The sequence below is a fragment of the Pseudomonas japonica genome, from assembly GCF_900188455.1.
GTDB lineage: Bacteria > Pseudomonadota > Gammaproteobacteria > Pseudomonadales > Pseudomonadaceae > Aquipseudomonas > Aquipseudomonas japonica.
Genome location: NZ_FZOL01000006.1, coordinates 57,935 through 78,297 on the forward strand (window position 1 = coordinate 57,935; position 20,363 = coordinate 78,297).

The window sequence follows — 20,363 nt, forward strand, 5'->3', positions numbered from 1 at the left end:
AGCGGTGTATGATTGCGCCCGTCAGCCCCGCCGGGGCTTGTGGAATACCACCATGGACTTACCCAGTAGTTACTTAAAAGCCTGTTTTGCCAATCACGATTTGACTGATTGATCCTCCCGGCGTGCTCCGCTGCTGGGAGTGGAGTTCGCCTATGACTGAAATCGAAGCAAAAAAAACGCAGGAAAGCCTGCAGGACCGCCTGGCACAGGTGGTCGAGCTGCTGCATCGGCAGCGTGTGGTCGAAGACCTGACTCATCGTCAGGAAGGTGCGCACAACGACCGCGTGGAAAATCTGGTTCACCGGCAGAACCTGGTCGAGCTGCAGCGCAAGCTCGATGACCTGCACTCCGCCGACGTCGCCCATATTCTCGAAGCACTGCCACTGGATGACCGCTTGACCGTATGGCAGTTGGTCAAGGCCGAGCGCGACGGCGATATCCTTCTCGAAGTGTCCGACTCGGTCCGAGAGACCCTGATCGCCGACATGGACGATCACGAGCTGCTCGCCGCCGCCAAGGAAATGGACGCCGACGAACTGGCCGACCTGGCCCCCGAGCTGCCTCGCGACGTCGTCCACGAACTGATGGAAACCCTCGATGCCCAGCAACGCGAGCGCGTGCGCTCGGCGCTGAGCTATGATGAGGAGCAGGTCGGCGCGCTGATGGACTTCGAGATGGTCACCATTCGCGAAGATGTCAGCCTGGAAGTGGTTCTGCGTTACCTGCGCCGGCTCAAGGAGCTGCCAGGTCATACCGACAAGCTGTTCGTCGTCGACTACGACGGCATTCTCAAGGGTGTGCTGCCGATCAAGCGTCTGCTGGTCAACGACCCGGACAAGCAGGTAGCCGAGGTGATGGCCGACGACCCGGTCAGCTTCCACCCGGAAGAGGATGCTTACGACGCTGCCCAGGCCTTCGAGCGTTATGACCTGGTCTCCGCCCCGGTGGTGGACAAGAACGACCGCCTGATCGGCCGTCTGACCATCGACGAGATGGTCGACCTGATTCGTGAAGAGAGCGAAAGCGAAGTCTTGAACATGGCCGGTCTGCGCGAGGAAGAAGACATCTTCGCCTCGGTCTGGCGCTCTCTGCGTAACCGCTGGGCATGGCTGGCGATCAACCTGATCACCGCCTTTGTCGCCTCGCGGGTAATTGGCCTGTTCGAAGGGTCGATCGAGAAGCTGGTCGCCCTGGCGGCGCTGATGCCGATCGTGGCGGGTATCGGCGGCAACTCCGGTAACCAGACCATTACCATGATCGTTCGCGCGATGGCGCTGGATCAGGTCAGTCCTGGCAATACCACGCGTCTGATGCGCAAGGAACTGGCGGTTGCGTTGCTCAATGGCCTGATCTGGGGCGGGGTGATCGGCGTGGTGGCCTTCCTGCTGTATGGCAGTTGGTCACTGGGGGTGGTGATGACCGCGGCGATGACGCTGAACCTGCTCCTGGCGGCGTTCATGGGGGTGTTCATCCCGATGACCCTGACGCGCCTCGGCCGCGACCCGGCCATGGGGTCCAGCGTGATGATCACCGCGGTGACCGACAGTGGCGGCTTCTTCATCTTCCTGGGTCTGGCCACGCTGTTCCTGCTGTAGTTCGGTCTTCCGCCAAAACAAGAGAGCCAGCTTCGCGCTGGCTTTTTTGTGGGTGCCACAAAGCAGAACGCCCGATGCAGGGCATCGGGCGTTCTGTTCTGAAACGAGTTCAGGAAAAAGAGGGGTCAGGAAGCGTCCGCGGCCATTTCAACGTCATGGGCGATCAGGGCAACCAGAGCATTTTGCTGGCGATGGGACAGTTGGCGGAAGCGTTGCAGCAGCTCGCGCTCATGCAGGGACAGTTCCGGGCTGTCCAGGCGCATGCTCAGCTCGTCGCCCAGTGCGCCTTCCTGGATAAGGCTCTGTTCCAGGCGGGCAATGATCTCGGAGTTCATGCTGCGGTGGTGGTTACGCGCAACCTCGGCAATGCGCTCACGCATTCCGTCGGGCAGGCGGACGACGAATTTGTCTGCGGTGCGGCTTGAGTAGATAGCCTGTTTCATTGGGCGCATATAATTGACCGGTTTAGTTCAGGGGAAGCGGTTCTTGAAAATTGGCCGCGCGATGGAGACTACGACCACCGTTGCGGTCAAATGTTCAACCTGAATTGTGAATGAGGTCGCAATGATGCCTCATTATCGCCGGTTCCTTGGCGTCAATTCTGTGACAAATATTGAACCGAGTAGAGGCTTTTTGCCAGTACCAATTATCAGAAATGAGCACTGGTTTGAAAAGTTTTGATTCACCCTCTTTTCCGATTCAGTCACCTTTTTGACTCTTATCCACAACAGACAAAAAGGTAACGGAAAGCGCCTAAAATTCCGGGGCTTTTCCTATCTATGAGCATAGTGGCTATGCAGCATGACGCAAGGGGCGAGAGCCCGTTACATGCCACCGGCAGACTGATCTACCTGATGGGGCCTTCCGGTTCTGGCAAGGACAGTGTGATCGACCAGGCGCGCCCTGCGCTTCAGGCGCTGGGGGTGAGGATCGCCCGTCGGGTGATAACCCGTTCCGCCGAAGCGGTGGGGGAGGCGGCGCACAGCGTGACCCCGCAGTATTTTGCCGTGTTGCGCGAGGCGGGAGGCTTCGCCCTGGACTGGCAGGCCAACGGCCTGAGCTACGGTATTTCGCTGGAGATCGATGAGTGGCTGGCGCAAGGGCACTGGGTATTGGTCAATGGCTCCCGCGCGCATTTGCCAGTGGTGCGCGAACGCTACCCTGACCTGGTGCCGGTTCTCCTGAGCGTCACCCCCGATGCCCTGCGCGCTCGACTGCTGGGACGTGGCCGGGAAAGTGCGCAAGAGATCGAGGAGCGGCTGGCGCGCAATCGCCTGGTGCCTGCAGACCTCGGGGACGATGTCCGCTCTCTGGACAACTCAACCACGCTGGATGAGGCCGTGCAGCGGCTGCTGGCTCTGTTGCATGAAGCGGGATTGGTGGCTCACAGCGAGAAGTGATCGTGTTCGCGTAGCGGGATCTGCTGCTGGCGTTGTTCCGGTACTTGGCCCAGTACGGCGGGATGAGCCGGCATTGAGGTTCTGTAGTCGAGGGAATGAACCGGCGTCGCCTTGGGCAGCATGCTCATGCCAATCACGGTGGCGAGGGCCAGGGCGTTGAGTGCGAGCAGGGCGTGAGTCATGGTTGTGGTTCCGGGCTGTGGGATCGAGGGCATTCCGTTGTCTCTTTCCCAGCATGTGCCGTGCCAGCCATGTTTCTTAATTAAACCCTTATAAATCAATTAATTAGATCGTTATGAAAAGATGGTTTCCGTGCATCCTGCAATGATGGCTTTATGCTGTATTGCAAAATGCACGAACGACGGGCGTCCAGGGGGGAGCGTGGCAGGCAAAAAGCCCGATCCTTGGCATGACAAATGGCCTCCCGCTGGTTAACATGCACGCCTTCTGCCGTGTGGCGTTCGCCCGGGCTTCGTGTCTCAGTAGCTCAATTGGATAGAGCATCCCCCTCCTAAGGGGAAGGTTGGCAGTTCGAACCTGCCCTGGGACACCATCTCTCCCTTGTCCCGCATTCAACAGCCCCTTTCAGGCATCGTCGCATCTCGCTCGCCGCATGCTGGCCCTTTCAAGTCACTGTTTTCACATAGCATTTTTCGCTTCATGGATAGAGAGACGTTTTCCAGATGCGATTCAACTATGTGGCGCTGGCGATGCTGGCGCTGATCTCCATGGCGCCTTCGGCGCAGGCCAAGGGCTTGAACAAGCAGCAGATCGAGATGTGCCGATGGGGCTCGGACATTGCCCGCTCAGCCCAGCACTCGAAGCTGTCCGGAACGACCCTGTGGCGAGCCCGGGAAAATCTCAAGGCACGAAAATACCCCCGCGCCTGGATGCCGAAAATGGCCCTCGGCATCACTGAGCAGACCTACGCCAGTCGCAGTCGTCTGCAGCCGGCATCGGTGAAGAAGACCTACTACGACGGCTGCATTCGCCACGAGCAGGCGCGTCAGCACCTCGGCAGGCGCTAGTTGTCCTGAGAGCCGTGCCAGCCACGGGCCGGCACTCAGATTTCCTCAGAAACCGATTGCAGACAGAACGCAGCGCCACTGTTTATTTTGGCGCCGCGCATTGGCGCCGTTGCCGATGTAACCGCCTCGAGCGGTCTTGAATCGCCCCAGTGGATGTTTCACGACGGATTGCCCATTGCTCAGGAAGGTATTCACCCCTCAGGAGATGGCAATGAAGCATCTGCATTTCGATCGGCGGCCTGTCCAGTCAGGCGGCTTGTACCCCATGGCCAAGGTGTACCTGTGAGCGCGCTGGCGCCGGGTGTGTTCCTGGGCAAGTTCTCCTTCACTTCGCCGACGCAGGGCCGCAAGGCAGGCCTGGCCGTTCTCGAACGGCAGCACAGCGAGCACGAGCGCCGCTCTTTTCCCGCCATGCTCGCCGAGGCCGAGGCGGCGCTCGTCAGCGTTTACCAATCGCCTGACGGCAGCGCTCGTCTGCAGATCGACCAGCGCTGGATCGGCATCGACCCCACGACGGGTAACCTGACCCTGAACAACGCCCTGGCCGCGGCCGCGACCCTGCGCTTGACGGGCGAGCGTCCGGGGCAGGCCTGGGAGGTGCTGGTCGAGGGCAACTGGCTGCCCGTGGTGTTCTGCCCGCAAGCGTCGCAGGCGCTGTTGACCATCGATCGAGAGAGCGCCGCCGAATCGCGGTTCGAACCGACGCTCGTCACGCCCTCGCTGGCCATGCTTACAGCCAGCAAGCAAGGGCGCGGCGTGGACCTGACCCATGTCGTGCTGGACGGCGCGAGTGTCGCGGCGGTGGATTTCACCGGCGCGCGCTTTACCGGCGCCAGCCTGCGCGGCGCGGACTTTTCCGCTTGCACGCTGACCGCCGCTGATTTCCGCGGGGCGCGGCTCGACGGGGTGTCATTCGACGACGCGGTGCTGGACGGTGCCGATCTGAGGGATGTCTTCGCGCTGAAGGCGAGCCTGAAACGCTGTTCGCTGAAGCATATCCGCGGCGGCAATGCCAACTTCACCGCCGCCAACTTTTCCGACGCCGACCTGCATCAGGCGCAGCTGGATGCCAAGGTGCGGTTGTTCAGCCTGCCCCTGAGCCATGCCGACAATATGGGCAGCGGCCAGGCAGACGAGACCTTGCTGGCGGCCTTCCTTGACAGCGGTATAGCGTTGCCGCCGGGGCTTGTGATGCGCACGCTGGTGCCGGGGCGGCGCTGGCAACTCGGCGAGCGCAACGAAGGCTATCTGCTGCTCGGCACAGCCACCGCGATCGATGTCTTCCAGATCGACCCAAACGTGCGCCCGGCGGTTCTGTACAAGGCCATCTGCACCAATGCCCGCGCCTCCGGGGCCCATCTCGGTGGTGTCGATCTGCGCGCCGTGCAGTGGTGTGGCGAGCAGGCCACGCTCGATCACGCCGACCTCGACGAGGCGGCATTGAGCAACAGCCTGCTGGTGTCGCTCGACCTGTCCGGGGCATTTCTCAGTGGTGCCGACCTGAGCGGCAGTGTCCTGGTCGATGCGCGGATCGCTGGTTGCGCCCTCCAGGCGGACGGCGGCGCGCGGGCATTTTCCCTGGAAGGTGCGCAGATCCAGGGCGTCGATTTCAGCGGCAGCACGCTGGTGGATGCCCGGCTGATCAATGCCAGCGTGTCGCTGGAGCAGGGGGTACCGCTGTTCACCTTGCCGCCGTCGGTATGGGATGACCTCGGCCCCGCCGGCCTCGCCGTGATGGCCCCGCGCTTCGCGATGGCCGGCTATCCGCTGGGCGCCGCACCGGGCCTGGAACTGGGGCGCTTCTGGTCGGTCGACGATCGCGACGTTGCCAAGCCTGGCGACTCTCGGGTCTACACGGTGCGCGAGATCGACGGGCAACTGCAGGTGTTCGATGGCGAGGGGGATACGGACGCGTTGTTCGTCCTGCCCTGGTCGGTGTCGTCCAGCCTGGAACGAGAGCATCCCGATGTTCTGTTGATCGCCGAGTTCCAGGCGTTCGGGTATGGCTTGTCGGCGACGGCGAGCATCCGCGCGAGCGAAGACCCGCAAGTGCGGCCGTCGACCAGCGCGGGCATCGTCGGTCCGTTCGGCTATTCGCGTTTTCGCCTGGCCCGGCGCGGGCATTGGGTACAGGTGTTCGGCATGGGGCCGCTGCTGATGCGCGACTGGCCGATGTATCCGTCCGGGGTGGCGTTCAACGCCACCGGCCAGCTGGCGGAGGCGATGTCCGAGCACAGCATCGGGCCGGCCGGTTACCTGAAGGAGGCCGTGAGCGCCGGCATCCTCGACTGCGAAGCGTTTTTCACGGCGATGCCACGCTTGTCCTGATCCCGGCGTCGGTGCAGTCCGCCGGCTGTGGCAGCTCCAGGCAGAAACAGATGAGACGCTGCTCGCCGCGGCTTTCCAGGACCAGGCTGCCGCCGTGCAGTTCGGCGATGCGTTTGACCAGGTACAGGCCCAGCCCGACCCCCGACAAGTGCTGCGCCTGACTGCCGCGGACGTACTTGTGGAACAGCAGGGGAGCCTGGTCGGCGGGAATTTCCGCGCCGTCGTTGAGGACGCGGATGCGCACGCCATCGGCGCTTTCGGCGATTTCCAGGAGAATCGGGCACGCCGCCGGCGCATGCCGATCGGCGTTGGCCAGCAGGTTGCGCAGTGCCACTCGCAGCAGGCCGAAGTCGCAGACCAGGGTGCGCCGCGCGCCGTGCTGCAAGAGGCGGATGCGGCCGGGCGGGAAATCTTCCAGGCAGCCGTCGAGCAGCTCGCCCAGGTCATGTTCGGCACAGCGCGCTTGCGTTGCGTGCTCCTCGATGCGGTCGTGCTGCAGATAGTCGTCGACCAGCGCCATCAGGCGCTTCGAGGACTGGTGGATCGTGCGGCAGCGCTGTTCGTTGCGTTCTGGCGATGCCGCCAGGTTGCGGATCATCTGCTGCGCGGAGGTGCCGATGATCGCCAATGGCGTGCGGAACTCATGGGAAACCATGGCCACGAAGTCGCGTTGCTCCTCGCGCATCTGCTGTTCGTGGTGCAGCGCTTCGCGCAGGGCCTGAGTGCGCACGCCGATCTCCCGTTCCAGCTCGACGTTCTGCTGCTGGATCAAGGTATTGAAGGCAGTCTCGGCGCGGCGGGTCTGGCGTTGCAGCCAGCGGTAGTGATGGATGATGCGCAGGCTCATCAGCAGCATGTGCAGCAGCGCGCCGAGGGCCACGGCGTTGTCGGTGAAAAAGGTCGCCGGCAGAAAGCCGAGGTTGCGCAGGAAGCTGATGGCGATGCCGACGTAGTAGATGCCGAACAGCAGCAGGAAGGCGCGTGCCGGTCGATGCCCGTGGGCCATCGACCACAGGGCCAGGCCGATGAAGAACGGGATGCTCAGCAGTACGGTGATCTGGTGCAGGGGGGCGCCGATCCGGTAGTGGTCGCTCAGCACCAGCAGGGCCGAGGTCGTGCCGATCACCAGGCTGGCCCGGACCAGGCCGCGCTGCAGCCGTGCATGACCAGGCAAGCGCAGTTGGCGCAGGGTGAAGATCATGCCCACCGGCAGGCTCAGGCCCAGGGCGCAACCCAGCAGCGTGTCGCTGATGCCCATGGGCAGGGCGAGCGTCTGCTGGGGCAGGCCCAGGGTCAGGAGTTCCACGATCACGCAGAAGCTGACATAGGCCAGGTACCAGCCGCTCTCGGGGGCCTGGGTCATGCGCCAGAAGGCGCTGTGGAAAACGATCAGGACCAGGCAGATGCCGAAGTACAGGCCGAACCCCAGGTATTCCATGGCCATGCTGTGGGCGAGACGATCGCTGGGCATGAGGCGTACGTTCACCGACAGCGCATTCTTGCTTTTCAGGCGCAGCAGCAGGGTGCGTGGCTGCTCGGGCTGCAGGACCAGGGGGAATGCCGGTGAGCGGTAGTCCACCGCCCAGTGCTGGCGTCCCAGTGCCTCGCCGCCGGACAGGGCGCGGGGTGGGCTGGTGCTCATGTCGAACAGGGTCGCCTCATCGAGCAGGGAGTTGCTCAGTATCAGCATCCATCGCGAGGGTGAGTCGGGCCCGCTGCGGACTTGCAGGCGCAGCCAGACCACCCCGGAAACGAAGCCTGCGCTCAGGGAGCGCGGCAGTGCCTGCCAGTCGGGCGACGCCAGGGCGGCGGTGGCATCCAGGCGCTCGTCGGGGTCGTCGAGACGTTCGAGAAAGCCGCTCGCGACCTGGCTGTCGTTGTCCAGCGGCAACGGCGCGGCCGGAGCGCGCAACGCTACCAGAAGCAGGCAGAACAGCCAGAGCAACGATCGACGCATCGTGGGAGCCATCAGCAGGAAAATGGGCGGTCAGGCAGGTTGCCTCACTCGGTGATCAGCACCTGCTCGTAGAAGCAGTAGCCATTGTTGCGCAGCGTCTTGAGCGGCAGCTCCAGGCCGGTCGCCTGCTCCGCGTTGCGGCGCAGGCGGCGAATCTGGGTATCGAGGCGACGCAGATCATAGCTGAGCCAGTCTTCCCCCAGCGCTTCAACGATCTGCCGGCGGCTGACCGTGGCGCAGGCGTCCGTCATCAGGCGATGCAGCACCAGCGTGTCCTGATTGGACAGGCGCAGTACCTGCCGGTTGGGGGCGGTCAGCTCCCGTGGCCGGGTGTCGAGGCGCCAGGCGGCGCTCTGCTGCCCCAGGTCCAGGCGACGGACCAGGGCGCACAGCACCGCCGCGAGTTCGTCCAGGTCGCAGCCCTTGCTCAGGTAATGGTCGGCACCGGCATGGAATCCCTGCACTTTCTGGCTGCTGGTACCGCGTGCGGTGAAGGCGACGATGCCCAGGGCGCAGCCCTGTTCGCGCAGGCCCTGGATCAGGTCCAGGCCATCGCCGTCCGGCAAGCCCAGATCGAGCACCGCGAGGTGATGGCGCCGCGCGTCGAATGCACGGGCAAAGCCGGCCAGGTCGTGCACCAGCGTCACCACGTAGCCGCAGTCGCCGAGAAATTCGGCCAGCTCCCCGGCGATCGCGGGTTCGTCTTCAAGCAGGATGAGTTCGAGCATCTGTCGGGTTCGGCACCAGCCGCAACGGCGTGAATGGAGTGTCGGCGGGCGTGCCGGGCAGTCGCGCAGTTTATCGGGAAGTCAGCAAGGGGTGAACCATGGTCCTCCCGGGCAGGGCGCGGATCACTTGCAGGTTTGCCCGGGAACACAGAATCTGGCTCGACGCAACGACTGGACGAAACAGGACAACCTCATGAACCGTGAACCGAACACACCGGTCACTTGCCGCAGCGACCCGTGTCGATGAACACCGCGTCCCGCTCGACATCCCTCGACCTGCTGAAGTGGCTGGCGATCGTGACCATGGTCGGCGACCACCTGCGTTATCTCTGGCCGGATCAGGACTGGCTGTTCGTCAGCGGGCGCCTGGCGTTTCCGTTCTTCTGCCTGGCGATGGCCGCCAACGTGGCCCGCTCGAAGACGCTGAAGGTCGGCTATCTGTACGGTTTCCTCGGCTTTTCACTGCTCTCGGAGCTGGCCTACCGCTGGCTCGACAACGGCTCGCAGACGCTCAATGTAATGCCGACCCTGGGCCTGGGGCTGCTGGTCGCCTGGGGCGTGCAACTGCGCACCCGCACGGCCGCTGTGCTGGCGCTGGCGGCGGCGTTCGTGGCGACGCTGGGTCATGAATGGCTGATGTACGGCCTGCCCGGCGTCCTGCTGCCCGCGGCCTTGCTCGTAGCGCTGCGGGATGGGCGTCTGTTCTGGTTGGGCGGGGTGTTCGCGGTGGCGGGCAATCTCACCAACAGTTGGTTGTCGCAGCATCCGCTGCAGGGGATTTCGCTGCTGGTCATGGCGGTGGCGTTTCTCAGCGTGCCGCTGGGGCTGGAGCTACTGCGCCGCGAATGGCCGGCGCGGGTCGCGCCGGTGGGGCGCTGGGCCTGGTGGTTCTATCCGCTGCATCTGGCGCTGATCAAGCTGGCGAGCCTCTGATCAGACCTCGGTCAGCGGAATGTCGCCCGTGCCTTTCTTCTCCCGGCGTCCGCTCATCCAGTCGCCGACCTGTGCGGAAAAACCGCTGGGGGCCTTGCGCCCGACCTTGCGCGCCAGATCCAGCACGGTCTGCTGGGCCAGGGCCTCTTCCATGCGCTTCTGCGCGGTGATCATCGCCGCATGCACCGCGCACGGACCCTCGATGGCCCAGCCTGGCGGCTCGCCGTCGAACAGCGCGCAGCGCCCGCGGATTTCGCGGCAGTCGAAGATCGACTTGCGCCCGTCGATGGCGGTGACGATGTCCAGCAGGGTGATTTCGTCGGCGGGACGGGCCAGGCGGAAGCCGCCGCGCACGCCTTCGGTGGCGGCCACCAGGCGCGCCTTGGCCAGCTTGGTGAAGATCTTCGCCAGGTAGTCCTGCGGCACCCCCTGCAACTCGGCCAGGTCGCGCACGCTGGCATCGCGGCTTTCACCGCCGTCACCGACCAGGAATATCAGGCAGTGAATGCCGTATTCCACTCCCGCGCTGTAAAGCGACATCCGCTTATCTCCGACTGAACTGGTCGCAAATACTAGCAGCGAATTGCTGTCTCGGGCAAAGCCGGTGGTCGCCGCAGCGCTGTGCGAAAATTTTTTGCTGGCGCCATTAGCCTTGAATTCACGGGTGTTCAATGGGTTTTTGGGGCGCGCCGACGGGGCGGTCGATGAACGGCGGCTTGTTTTTTAAAACTACGACTAATAAAGTCGCAGTTATTGAAGCACGCCTTCCTCACTACGGAGCAACACCATGACGCAGCACATCCTCATTCTCGGCGCCGGTTTCGGCGGTCTGTGGAGCGCCCTGAGCGCCGTCCGCCTGCTGGACCGGCAAGGGCGCTCGGATATCCAGGTCAGCGTGCTCGCACCCCAGGCCGAGTTGCGCATCCGGCCGCGCTTCTACGAAGCCGACGCGGCGAAGCTGGCCGCGCCGCTGGGTGCACTGTTCGACGCGGTGGGCGTGCGCTTCATCCAGGGTGTGGCGCAACGCATCGACGTTGCCGGCAAGCAGGTCGAATACCGCGACGCCCGGGGCGATGTTGCGATCAGCCGGTTCGACAAGCTGGTGCTGGCCACCGGTAGCGGGCTGGCGCGGCCGGACATGGCCGGCGTGGCCGAGCACGCCTTCGATGTCGATCAACTGGAAGAAGCCGTGCGCCTCGAAGAGCACCTGAACGCGCTGGCCCGGCGTCCGCACACGGCGGCGCGCAATACGGTGGTGGTCGCCGGGGGAGGGTTCACCGGTATCGAAACCGCGATGGAAATGCCGGCGCGCCTGCGTGCGGTGCTGGGTGAGGATGCCGAGGTGAACGTGGTGATCGTCGACCGCGGCGAGGCCATCGGCACCTCCATGGGCGCCGAGATCGCCGAATCCATCGCCGCGGCCAGCGCCGAGCTGGGCGTGCAATGGCAGTTGAAGTCGTCGGTGGAGGCGGTGGATGCCGAGGGCGTGACCCTCGCCGATGGCCAGCGCATCGCCGCCGCCACGGTGATCTGGACCACCGGAGTCAAGGCCAGCGACCTGACCGCGCAGATTCCCGGCGAACGTGATCGCCTGGGGCGGCTGAAGGTGGACGGCAATCTCAAGGTGATCGGCCAGGAGGACATCTACGCCAGCGGCGATACCGCGCATGCGGCCAGCGATGACCTGGGCAACCATGTGCTGATGACCTGCCAGCACGCGATCATGCTCGGCCGCTATGCCGGTAACAACGTCGCGGCGCAGTTGCTCGGGGTCGAGCCGATCGCCTACAGCCAGCCGAAGTACGTCACCTGCCTCGACCTTGGCGCCTGGGGCGCGGTGTACACCGAGGGCTGGGATCGCCAGGTGAAACTGGTGCGCGAAGAAGCCAAGCAACTGAAGACGCAGATCAACACGGTGTGGATCTATCCGCCGGTGGCCGAGCGGGCGGTGGCGTTGGCGGCGGCGGATCCGTTGATTCCGATTGCGTGATACCTCTGGGGCCGCTGTGCGGCCCTTCGCGGTGGCTTGTCGTGTGACGAACCACCGCGAAGGCCTGCAGCGCAGGCCCAATGGACATCAGACGTTCAGCGGATCTTCCTGATTTTCCCTGTCCTTGCGCAGCTGCGCCGGGTCCGTCGCCTCCACCTCGCTGATTGGCTTGATCAGCGTCTGCGCCGCCACCGCCGCCTGCATCTGCGGTTCCACGGCGGCCATCGACTTCATCTCGCTTTCTTCCTTCATGCGCTGGGCAATCTGCTTGTCGATCGCGTCCTTCTTCTCCGGCGGCAGCGCTTCGTAGTCTTCCTCGGTCAACCCCAGCTCGTTGAGCATCTTCAGGCGAATCTTCTCTTCGGGGGAGAGCGCCATGTAGTCGCGGAACTCCTGCGCCGCGCTGGTGGTTTTCACCGTACTGTCGGACTCGCTCAGGCTGCTGGTGTCGCTGGACTCCGTGGAGCCGGAGTTCTGCAGAACCACCTTGAGCTTGGCGAACGCCTCGTCCTGGGCGTCCTTGGCATCCTGGTAGGTCGAGTTCGAGGCACCGCCCGTCGCGCTGGCGCTGGCCACGGTGGATACCGCCGAGGCCGTCGCGGTCTCGGACTGGTAGGCTTGCGCGTCGGCACCGGGGACGGCCGCCAGCGTGCGATGTTGACTGACCGCAATGTTTTGCCAGCCATGGCCATTGATGATGCTCACGGGATCACTCTCCTTGGTTTGGGATACGGGTCCCGCTTACAGGGCAATAGCTGTGCCAGATGAGGCGAGCCCAGTAGAGCCGGGGCTTTCAGCCTTTCCGCACGGCCTGCGTTTGCCTCCTGTGGGAAGCCCTTTGCCGCTGGCGGCAAGGCGAGCGGCATTAAAGTTTGCGCACGCGGTGCCGATCACCCGAACACGAGAGCCGGGCCATGACCCGGTGTCCCATGCGGTTGGAGTTCCCTGCCGGACGGGCAGGGTGGCGTCGCCTTGCGTCCACTTCAATTCATGGCCCGCGCAGGTCGCGGGCACCGGTCTTTATGAGGAAGAGGCGTATGAATCTTTACATCAACCAGTTGCAGAAGAAGCCGGCGTTCCGCGAGCGCGTCTACGCGGGCGATATCTTCCTCGATACCAACCTGCGCAGCGCCCACGAGCTGTGCGCGCTGGCCCGGCACAGCATCACCGAGGCCTTCGACGGCGAAACCGACCATGTTTCGCTGCACAAGAAGATGCCGGTGGAGACCTTCGTCGAGCACGTCACCCGGCTCAAGCGCAAGTTCACCAACGGCCCGCAGGCCAAGGCCCTGATCCGCGACTTCATCCTCGAAGTGGGCGCCGACCCCGACGACTACATCTTCGACGTGCCGCGGGTGCGCGTGGTGCCGAACTACGACTACCTGCACGCCGGTGTCAGCTATGCCTACAAGCCGCACCGCGACACCTGGTACGGCAGCGTCGATTGCCAGCTCAACACCTGGATGCCGATCTACAGCATCGAGCCCGAGCAGACCATGATGATCAACCCGGCCTATTTCGATCGGCCGGTACAGAACTCGTCCCACAGCTGGAGCCTGACCGACTGGATCAACAACCAGCGGCTCAAGGCCAAGGACAACATCACCCAGGAAAGCCGCGTGCATCCGGTGCCTCTGGAAGAGATCGACACCTCCTCGGAGATCCGCATCGCCGGCAACAGCGGCGAGATCATCACCTTTTCCGGCGCGCACCTGCACGGTACCGTGGCCAACCATACCGACAGGATCCGTTTCAGCGTGGACTTCCGTCTGATCCACCTGCAGGACCTGATCCAGAAGCGCGGCGCGCGCAACGTCGACAACGGCTGTTTCGACGTCGAAGCCGGCTTCAAAGACCTTTTCCATGCCAGCGACTTTTCGCAATTCCAGGGAGTTAATCCATGACCAAGCGTCGTCTGACTGCTGCCGAGGTCGAGTACAACGAAAAGCGTGCCAGCGTGCTGAGCCGCGTCGATGCCCAGTACGTGGCTGACGCCCCCTTCGTCTTCGCCAACCGCATCGCCGTGACCGCGGCGCTGTCGCGCATCGAGCTGTTCAAGATGGTCCAGGACATTCCGGGCGCCATCGTCGAATGCGGCGTGTACAAGGGCAATTCGTTGATGCTGTACATGCAGCTGTCGATGATTCTCGAGCCGTACGCGATCAACCGGTCGATCATCGGCTTCGACACCTTCCAGGGCTTCGCCAGCATCGATGAGAAGGAAGACCCGAGCGACATCAACGAGAGCATGTTCTCCGACACCGACGAGACCCTGATCCAGGACATGATCGAGGCCAACGACCTGATCCGTCCGGTCAACCGCATTCCGCGCTGCGAGATCGTCAAGGGCGACATCCTCGAAACCGTGCCGGCCTTCGTCAAGACCCGTCCGGACCTGGTGGTGGCGATGCTGATCCTCGACACCGACCTGTACTCCTCGACCAAGGTCGCCCTGGAAACCTTCCTGCCGTACATGCCGAAAGGCGCCATCGTGGTCCTGGACGAAGTCGCCTACCGCAACTTCCCCGGCGAAACCGCCGCCCTGCGCGATGTACTGGACCTGAACAAGGTCGAGCTGAAGCGCCTGCCGTTCGATTCGTCGGTGGGTTACTTCCGCGTCTGATCGGTTTACCGGACAAAAAAGAAGGCCGCTCAATGAGCGGCCTTCTTTGTTTCATGCTTCAGATATGCAACGCATGCCCCAACGCCCGCAGCGCCGCTTCCTGCACCGCTTCACCCAGGGTCGGATGGGCATGGATGGTCCCGGCCACATCTTCCAGGCGCGCACCCATCTCCAGTGACTGGGCGAACGCCGTGGACAGTTCGGAGACGCCAACCCCCACCGCCTGCCAGCCGACGATCAGGTGATTGTCACGCCGAGCCACCACCCGCACGAAGCCGCTCTTCGATTCCAGGGTCATGGCCCGCCCGTTGGCGGCGAACGGGAACTGCGCCACCAGGCAATCCAGCCCTTCTTCCTTCGCCGTCTCCGGCGTCTTGCCCGCCACCACGATCTCCGGATCGGTGAAGCACACTGCGGCGATGGCCGTGGGTTCGAAGACGCGCTGCTTGCCGGCGATCAGCTCGGCGACCATCTCGCCCTGGGCCATGGCCCGGTGCGCCAGCATCGGTTCGCCGGCCACGTCGCCGATCGCCCAGACATTGCGCATGCTGGTCTGGCAGCGCTCGTCGATGGCGACGGCGGCGCCGTTCATCTTCAGTGCCAGGGCTTCGAGGTTGAAGCCCTTGGTGCGTGGACGCCGGCCCACGGCCACCAGCACCTGGTCGGTGTCCAGGGCCAGTTCGCCGCCGTCCGGAGTGCGCACGCGCAGGCGTTTGTCCGCCGCATCGAAGCCTTCGACGCTGTGCCCCAGGTACAGCTTGACCCCGAGCTTCTTCAGCGACTCGGCCACTGGCTGGGTCAGTTCGGAGTCATAGGTCGGCAGGATGCGTTCGCGAGCCTCGACCACGCTGACCTCGACCCCCAGCTTGCGGTAGACGATGCCCAGCTCCAGGCCGATATAGCCGCCGCCGACCACGGTCAGGCGCTTGGGCAGCGTGCTTGGCGACAGCGCCTCGGTGGACGAAATCACCGCGCCGCCCAGGGGCAGCATCGGCAGTTCGACACTGCTGGAACCGGTGGCGAGCAGCAGGTGCTCGCAGCGGATGCGCAGGTCCTGGCCGTCGATCTCCACCAGCTTGCCGTCGATGACCTTGGCCCAGCCGTGGATGACCTTGACGTCGTTCTTCTTCAGCAGGGCGGCGACGCCCGTGGTCAGGCGATCGACGATGCCGTCCTTCCAGGCCACGCTCTGGGTGATGTCCAGGCTCGGCGCGGCGACCTTGATGCCGATGTTCGACTTGTGCGCATGCGCTTCGGTCTGATGGAACTGCTCGGCCACATGGATCAGCGCTTTCGACGGAATGCAGCCGATGTTCAGGCAGGTGCCGCCGAGGGCCTGGCCTTCCACGAGGACGGTGGGGATGCCCAGTTGTCCGGCGCGGATCGCGGCGACGTAGCCGCCGGGGCCGCCGCCGATGATGAGTAGGGTAGTGTCCAGAGTCTGCATGCTCACTCCACGAACAGGCTGGCGGGTTGTTCGAGCAGGCCGCGCACGGCCTGGATGAATTGCGCGGCGTCCATGCCGTCGACCACCCGGTGATCGAAGGAGCTGGACAGGTTCATCATCTTGCGCACGACGATCTGGCCGTTGATCACCATCGGCCGCTCGACCATGCGATTGACCCCGACGATGGCCACTTCAGGGGTGTTGACCACTGGCGTGCTGACGATGCCGCCGAGGGCGCCGAGGCTGGTCAGGGTGATGGTCGAGCCGCTGAGTTCGTCGCGGCTAGCCTTGTTGTTGCGCGCGGCGTTGGCCAGGCGCGAGATCTCGCTGGCGTTGCTCCACAGGCTGCCGGCTTCGGCATGGCGCAGCACCGGGACCATCAGGCCGTTGTCGCCCTGGGTGGCGATGCCGACATGCACCGCGCCGTGGCGGGTGATGACCTGGCCTTCGTCGTCGTAGGTGGCGTTGATCTGCGGGAAGTCGCGCAGCGCCACGACCATGGCGCGGACCAGGAACGGCAGCAGGGTCAGCTTGCCGCGGCTCTCGCCGAACTTGCCGTTGAGGTGCTGGCGCAGTTCTTCCAGGGCGGTGACGTCGATTTCCTCGACGTAGCTGAAGTGCGCGACGCGGCGCTTGGCGTCCTGCATGCGTTGGGCGATCTTGCGGCGCAGGCCGATCACCGGGATCTGCTCGCTGTCCTGGCGCTTGGCATAGCCGCTCGGAGCCGCCTGGCCGCGGGTCGGCTGGGTCAGGAAGGCATCGAGGTCTTCGTGCAGGATGCGCCCGGCAGGGCCGCTGCCATGCACGTAGCGCAGCTCGATGCCGGCGTCCCAGGCGCGCTTGCGCACGGCGGGGGAGGCCAGGGGCTTTTCGTTGGCGCCACGGGGTACGATCGGCGCTGCTTCATGGCTGCTGACGGGCGCGGCGACCGGTGCCGGTTTGGCGGCCGGTGCCTCGACCACGGCGGCTTTCGGCTCGGGCGCGGCGACCGCAGGTGCCGCCTTGCCGGTGCTTTCCTGATGGTTGCCGGCGCCTTCCACTTCGATGCGGATCAGTTCGCTGCCCACCGCCATGACTTCGCCGGGCTGGCCGCCCAGGGCGAGCACCTTGCCGGACACCGGCGAGGGGATTTCCACCGTGGCCTTGTCGGTCATGACATCGGCCACGACCTGATCTTCGGTGATGGTGTCGCCGACCTTGACGAACCATTCCACCAGTTCAACCTGCGCGATGCCTTCGCCAATGTCCGGCATCTTGATGACGTGCGTGCCCATTCAGACCTCCATGACCCGTTTCAATGCCGCACCGACCCGCGAAGGGCCGGGGAAGTAAGCCCACTCCTGCGCGTGCGGGTAGGGGGTGTCCCAACCGGTGACGCGCTCGATCGGGGCTTCCAGGTGGTGGAAGCAGTGCTCCTGGACCAGCGACACCAGCTCGGCGCCGAAGCCGCAGGTACGGGTGGCTTCATGCACGACCACGCAGCGGCCGGTCTTCTTCACCGACTCGACGATGGTCTCCAGGTCCAGTGGCCACAGGCTGCGCAGGTCGATGACCTCGGCGTCGACGCCGGTTTCCTCGGCGGCGACCTGGGAGACATAGACAGTGGTGCCGTAGGTCAGCACGGTGACATCGTTGCCCGGGCGGGTGATCGCCGCCTTGTCCAGCGGCACCGTGTAGTAGCCGTCCGGCACGGCGCTGGCCGGGTGTTTCGACCATGGCGTCACCGGACGGTCGTGGTGGCCGTCGAACGGGCCGTTGTACAGGCGCTTGGGCTCGAGGAAGATCACCGGGTCATCGTTTTCGATCGAAGCAATCAGCAGCCCCTTGGCGTCGTAGGGGTTGGACGGCATCACCGTGCGCAGGCCGCAGACCTGGGTGAACATCGCTTCCGGGCTCTGGCTGTGGGTCTGGCCGCCGTAGATGCCGCCGCCGCAGGGCATGCGCAGGGTCAGCGGAGCGACGAACTCGCCGGCGGAGCGATAGCGCAGGCGGGCCATCTCCGAAACGATCTGGTCCGAGGCCGGGTAGAAGTAGTCGGCGAACTGGATTTCCACGACCGGGCGCAGGCCGTAGGCGCCCATGCCGACGGCGGTGCCGACGATGCCGCTTTCCGAGATCGGTGCGTCGAACACGCGGGATTTGCCGTACTTGGTCTGCAGGCCTTCGGTGCAGCGGAACACGCCGCCGAAGTAGCCGACGTCCTGGCCGTAGATCACGACGTTGTCGTCGCGTTCGAGCATCACGTCCATGGCCGAGCGCAGGGCCTGGATCATGGTCATGGTGGTGGTCGACATGGCGGTTTCCACTTGGATGGAGGTGTTGTGATCGTTCATGTCAGATCCCCAGTTCCTGGCGCTGCCGGCGCAGGTGCTCCGGCATTTCCTTGTAGACGTCCTCGAACATCGAGGCCGGGCTCGGCATCTGGCCGCCGGAGAGGGTGCCGTACTGCTCGGCTTCCTTCTGCGCGGCGATGATTTCGGCGTCCAGCTCGGCGCTGACCGCCTGGTGTTCTTCCTCGGACCAGTGGCCGCTGGCGATCAGGTGCTGCTTCAGGCGCACGATCGGGTCGCCCAGGGGGAAGTGAATCCAGTCGTCGGCCGGACGGTACTTGGACGGGTCGTCGGAGGTGGAGTGCGGACCTGCGCGGTAGGTGACCCACTCGATCAGGGTCGGGCCGAAGCCGCGGCGGGCGCGTTCGGCGGCCCAGCGCGAGGCGGCGTAGACAGCGACGAAGTCGTTGCCGTCGACCCGCAGCGAGGCGATGCCGCAGCCGACGCCGCGACCGGCGAAGGTGGTCGACTCGCCACCGGCGATGGCCTGGAAGGTGGAGATCGCCCACTGGTTGTTGACCACGTTGAGGATCACCGGGGCGCGGTAGACGTGGGCGAAGGTGAGGGCGGTGTGGAAATCGGATTCGGCGGTGGCGCCGTCGCCGATCCACGCCGAAGCGATCTTGGTATCGCCCTTGATCGCCGAGGCCATGGCCCAGCCGACGGCCTGGACGAACTGGGTGGCGAGGTTGCCGCTGATGGTGAAGAAACCGGCTTCGCGCACCGAATACATGATCGGCAGCTGGCGACCCTTGAGCGGATCGCGCTCGTTGGACAGCAGTTGGCAGATCATCTCGGTCAGCGACACGTCCCGGGCCATCAGGATGCTCTGCTGGCGGTAGGTCGGGAAGCACATGTCGGTGCGGTTCAGGGCCAGCGCCTGGGCGCTGCCGATGGCTTCCTCGCCGAGGCTCTGCATGTAGAAGGACATTTTCTTCTGGCGCTGGGCGACCACCATGCGGCTGTCGAACTGGCGCGTCTTCATCATCGCGCGCATGCCCTGGCGCAGGACCTGCGGGTCGATGTCCGCGGCCCAGGGGCCGACGGCATTGCCTTCGCCGTCGAGTACGCGGATCAGGCTGTAGGCCAGGTCAGCGGTTTCGGCGGGTTCGACATCGATGGCGGGTTTACGGACCTGACCGGCATCGTTCAGACGCAGGTAGGAAAAATCTGTCTGGCAGCCTGGCCGGCCGGTAGGCTCGGGCACATGCAGACGCAGGGGGGCGTACTCGTTCATGCTTTTTTACGCTCGCTCTGTCTTGTGTTTTTGTTGAGCTTTGAAGCGGTAGCTACTGAACTCCGGCTCGTGACCAGAGAGTCAGTCTTGCCTACATGATATTCCGCCGTCGAAAGAATATTTTTCTGATGTTCGTTGCCTTTGCGAGGGCGGGCGGATAAATATTCTGTAAAAGAACAAAAGGCAGGGAAATTTATCTCATGCGGAAACTGGATCGTACTGACATCGGCATTCTCAACAGCCTTCAGGAAAATGCCCGGGTCACCAATGCCGAGCTGGCCCGCTCGGTGAATCTGTCGCCGACCCCCTGTTTCAATCGGGTCAAGGCCCTGGAGGAGTGTGGGGTGATCCGCCAGCAGGTGACCCTGCTTGCGCCCGAGGTGCTGGGGCTGGACGTCAATGTGTTCATCCATGTCAGCCTGGAGAAGCAGGTGGAGCAGTCGCTGCACCGCTTCGAGGAGGAGATCGCCGAGCGCCCGGAGGTGATGGAGTGCTACCTGATGACCGGCGACCCGGACTATCTGCTGCGGGTGCTGTTGCCGAGCATCCAGGCGCTGGAGCGGTTTCTCGATTACCTGACGCGCCTGCCGGGGGTGGCGAACATCCGGTCGAGCTTTGCCCTCAAGCAGGTCAGGTACAAGACCGCGCTGCCGTTGCCGGCCAATGGGTTGACGCTGCGCGATGTTCGATAACCCTCGTAGGAGCGTGGCTTGCCCGCGAAGGACCGCGCAGCGGTCCCGGACCTCACCGCTATTGGGACCGCTGCG

At 64.3% G+C, this 20,363-nt stretch carries 19 protein-coding genes and 1 tRNA gene; 10 read left to right on the forward strand and 10 right to left on the reverse strand.

The window, feature by feature from the left end:
* The first annotated feature begins 152 nt into the window (after positions 1-152).
* Positions 153-1,595 (forward strand): magnesium transporter, encoded by a 1,443-nt coding sequence (mgtE, locus tag CHB99_RS09490; protein WP_042124508.1) that lies wholly within the window; start codon positions 153-155, stop codon positions 1,593-1,595.
* A 125-nt stretch (positions 1,596-1,720) separates the two neighbouring features.
* On the opposite strand, the gene CHB99_RS09495 is transcribed toward mgtE, so the two are convergent.
* On the reverse strand, positions 1,721-2,047 hold the full coding sequence (locus CHB99_RS09495; protein ID WP_003254499.1) for an Arc family DNA-binding protein: 327 nt from the start codon (positions 2,045-2,047) through the stop codon (positions 1,721-1,723).
* A gap of 342 nt (positions 2,048-2,389) precedes the next feature.
* Between CHB99_RS09495 and phnN the strand changes: the two genes are divergently transcribed.
* Entirely contained in the window at positions 2,390-2,995 is a 606-nt protein-coding gene (gene phnN / locus CHB99_RS09500; protein ID WP_042124660.1) for a phosphonate metabolism protein/1,5-bisphosphokinase (PRPP-forming) PhnN, read from the forward strand.
* Here phnN and CHB99_RS09505 read toward each other — a convergent pair.
* Positions 2,980-3,177 (reverse strand): hypothetical protein, encoded by a 198-nt coding sequence (locus CHB99_RS09505; RefSeq protein WP_141137276.1) that lies wholly within the window; start codon positions 3,175-3,177, stop codon positions 2,980-2,982. The two genes, phnN and CHB99_RS09505, sit on opposite strands and share 16 nt — an antisense overlap.
* A gap of 294 nt (positions 3,178-3,471) precedes the next feature.
* Here CHB99_RS09505 and CHB99_RS09510 point away from each other — a divergent pair.
* The 3 genes from CHB99_RS09510 to CHB99_RS09520 all read left to right on the forward strand — a co-directional run bounded on the left by CHB99_RS09510 (position 3,472) and on the right by CHB99_RS09520 (position 6,351).
* Positions 3,472-3,548, forward strand: a tRNA-Arg gene (locus CHB99_RS09510).
* Between the two features lie 130 nt (positions 3,549-3,678).
* On the forward strand, positions 3,679-4,023 hold the full coding sequence (locus CHB99_RS09515; RefSeq protein ID WP_042124512.1) for a hypothetical protein: 345 nt from the start codon (positions 3,679-3,681) through the stop codon (positions 4,021-4,023).
* Positions 4,024-4,305: 282 nt separating this feature from the next.
* The gene (locus tag CHB99_RS09520; RefSeq protein ID WP_042124515.1) at positions 4,306-6,351 is read left to right on the forward strand and encodes a pentapeptide repeat-containing protein; all 2,046 of its coding nucleotides are present in this window, start codon (positions 4,306-4,308) and stop codon (positions 6,349-6,351) included.
* Here CHB99_RS09520 and CHB99_RS09525 read toward each other — a convergent pair.
* Together CHB99_RS09525 and CHB99_RS09530 are read right to left on the reverse strand one after the other, a co-directional pair.
* Positions 6,326-8,308, reverse strand: a complete 1,983-nt coding sequence (locus CHB99_RS09525) for a sensor histidine kinase (protein WP_167335856.1) — start codon at positions 8,306-8,308, stop codon at positions 6,326-6,328. The genes CHB99_RS09520 and CHB99_RS09525 overlap by 26 nt on opposite strands.
* 44 nt (positions 8,309-8,352) lie before the next feature.
* Positions 8,353-9,036, reverse strand: coding sequence for a response regulator transcription factor (locus CHB99_RS09530; protein ID WP_042124519.1), 684 nt, complete (start codon positions 9,034-9,036; stop codon positions 8,353-8,355).
* Positions 9,037-9,279: 243 nt separating this feature from the next.
* Here CHB99_RS09530 and CHB99_RS09535 point away from each other — a divergent pair, with 243 nt between their 5' ends.
* Positions 9,280-9,969 (forward strand): TraX family protein, encoded by a 690-nt coding sequence (locus CHB99_RS09535; RefSeq protein WP_042124521.1) that lies wholly within the window; start codon positions 9,280-9,282, stop codon positions 9,967-9,969.
* Here the strand turns inward: CHB99_RS09535 and CHB99_RS09540 are convergent, their stop codons facing one another.
* On the reverse strand, positions 9,970-10,509 hold the full coding sequence (locus tag CHB99_RS09540) for an RrF2 family transcriptional regulator (RefSeq protein WP_042124523.1): 540 nt from the start codon (positions 10,507-10,509) through the stop codon (positions 9,970-9,972).
* A gap of 247 nt (positions 10,510-10,756) precedes the next feature.
* Here CHB99_RS09540 and CHB99_RS09545 point away from each other — a divergent pair, with 247 nt between their 5' ends.
* Positions 10,757-11,959 carry an NAD(P)/FAD-dependent oxidoreductase gene (locus CHB99_RS09545; RefSeq protein WP_042124524.1) on the forward strand — a complete coding sequence of 401 codons (1,203 nt, stop codon included), beginning with the start codon at positions 10,757-10,759 and terminating at the stop codon, positions 11,957-11,959.
* Between the two features lie 87 nt (positions 11,960-12,046).
* On the opposite strand, the gene CHB99_RS09550 is transcribed toward CHB99_RS09545, so the two are convergent.
* Positions 12,047-12,664 carry a hypothetical protein gene (locus CHB99_RS09550; RefSeq protein ID WP_052419425.1) on the reverse strand — a complete coding sequence of 206 codons (618 nt, stop codon included), beginning with the start codon at positions 12,662-12,664 and terminating at the stop codon, positions 12,047-12,049.
* Positions 12,665-12,996: 332 nt separating this feature from the next.
* Between CHB99_RS09550 and CHB99_RS09555 the strand changes: the two genes are divergently transcribed.
* The gene (locus CHB99_RS09555) at positions 12,997-13,863 is read left to right on the forward strand and encodes a phytanoyl-CoA dioxygenase family protein (protein WP_042124526.1); all 867 of its coding nucleotides are present in this window, start codon (positions 12,997-12,999) and stop codon (positions 13,861-13,863) included.
* Positions 13,860-14,582 carry a TylF/MycF/NovP-related O-methyltransferase gene (locus CHB99_RS09560; protein ID WP_042124528.1) on the forward strand — a complete coding sequence of 241 codons (723 nt, stop codon included), beginning with the start codon at positions 13,860-13,862 and terminating at the stop codon, positions 14,580-14,582. Before CHB99_RS09555 ends, CHB99_RS09560 begins: the two co-directional genes overlap by 4 nt.
* 58 nt (positions 14,583-14,640) lie before the next feature.
* Here the strand turns inward: CHB99_RS09560 and lpdA are convergent, their stop codons facing one another.
* From lpdA to CHB99_RS09580, 4 genes are read right to left on the reverse strand one after another with little or no spacing between them, the layout of a single operon-like run.
* Positions 14,641-16,029 (reverse strand): dihydrolipoyl dehydrogenase, encoded by a 1,389-nt coding sequence (lpdA, locus tag CHB99_RS09565; RefSeq protein ID WP_042124530.1) that lies wholly within the window; start codon positions 16,027-16,029, stop codon positions 14,641-14,643.
* A gap of 2 nt (positions 16,030-16,031) precedes the next feature.
* Positions 16,032-17,303, reverse strand: a complete 1,272-nt coding sequence (locus tag CHB99_RS09570; protein WP_042124531.1) for a dihydrolipoamide acetyltransferase family protein — start codon at positions 17,301-17,303, stop codon at positions 16,032-16,034.
* Positions 17,304-18,362 carry an alpha-ketoacid dehydrogenase subunit beta gene (locus tag CHB99_RS09575; protein ID WP_042124533.1) on the reverse strand — a complete coding sequence of 353 codons (1,059 nt, stop codon included), beginning with the start codon at positions 18,360-18,362 and terminating at the stop codon, positions 17,304-17,306.
* Position 18,363: 1 nt separating this feature from the next.
* On the reverse strand, positions 18,364-19,596 hold the full coding sequence (locus tag CHB99_RS09580; protein ID WP_042124535.1) for a 3-methyl-2-oxobutanoate dehydrogenase (2-methylpropanoyl-transferring) subunit alpha: 1,233 nt from the start codon (positions 19,594-19,596) through the stop codon (positions 18,364-18,366).
* Positions 19,597-19,796: 200 nt separating this feature from the next.
* On the opposite strand from CHB99_RS09580, the gene bkdR reads away from it, so the two are divergent.
* On the forward strand, positions 19,797-20,288 hold the full coding sequence (bkdR, locus tag CHB99_RS09585; RefSeq protein WP_042124536.1) for a Bkd operon transcriptional regulator BkdR: 492 nt from the start codon (positions 19,797-19,799) through the stop codon (positions 20,286-20,288).
* The last annotated feature ends 75 nt before the right edge of the window (positions 20,289-20,363 follow it).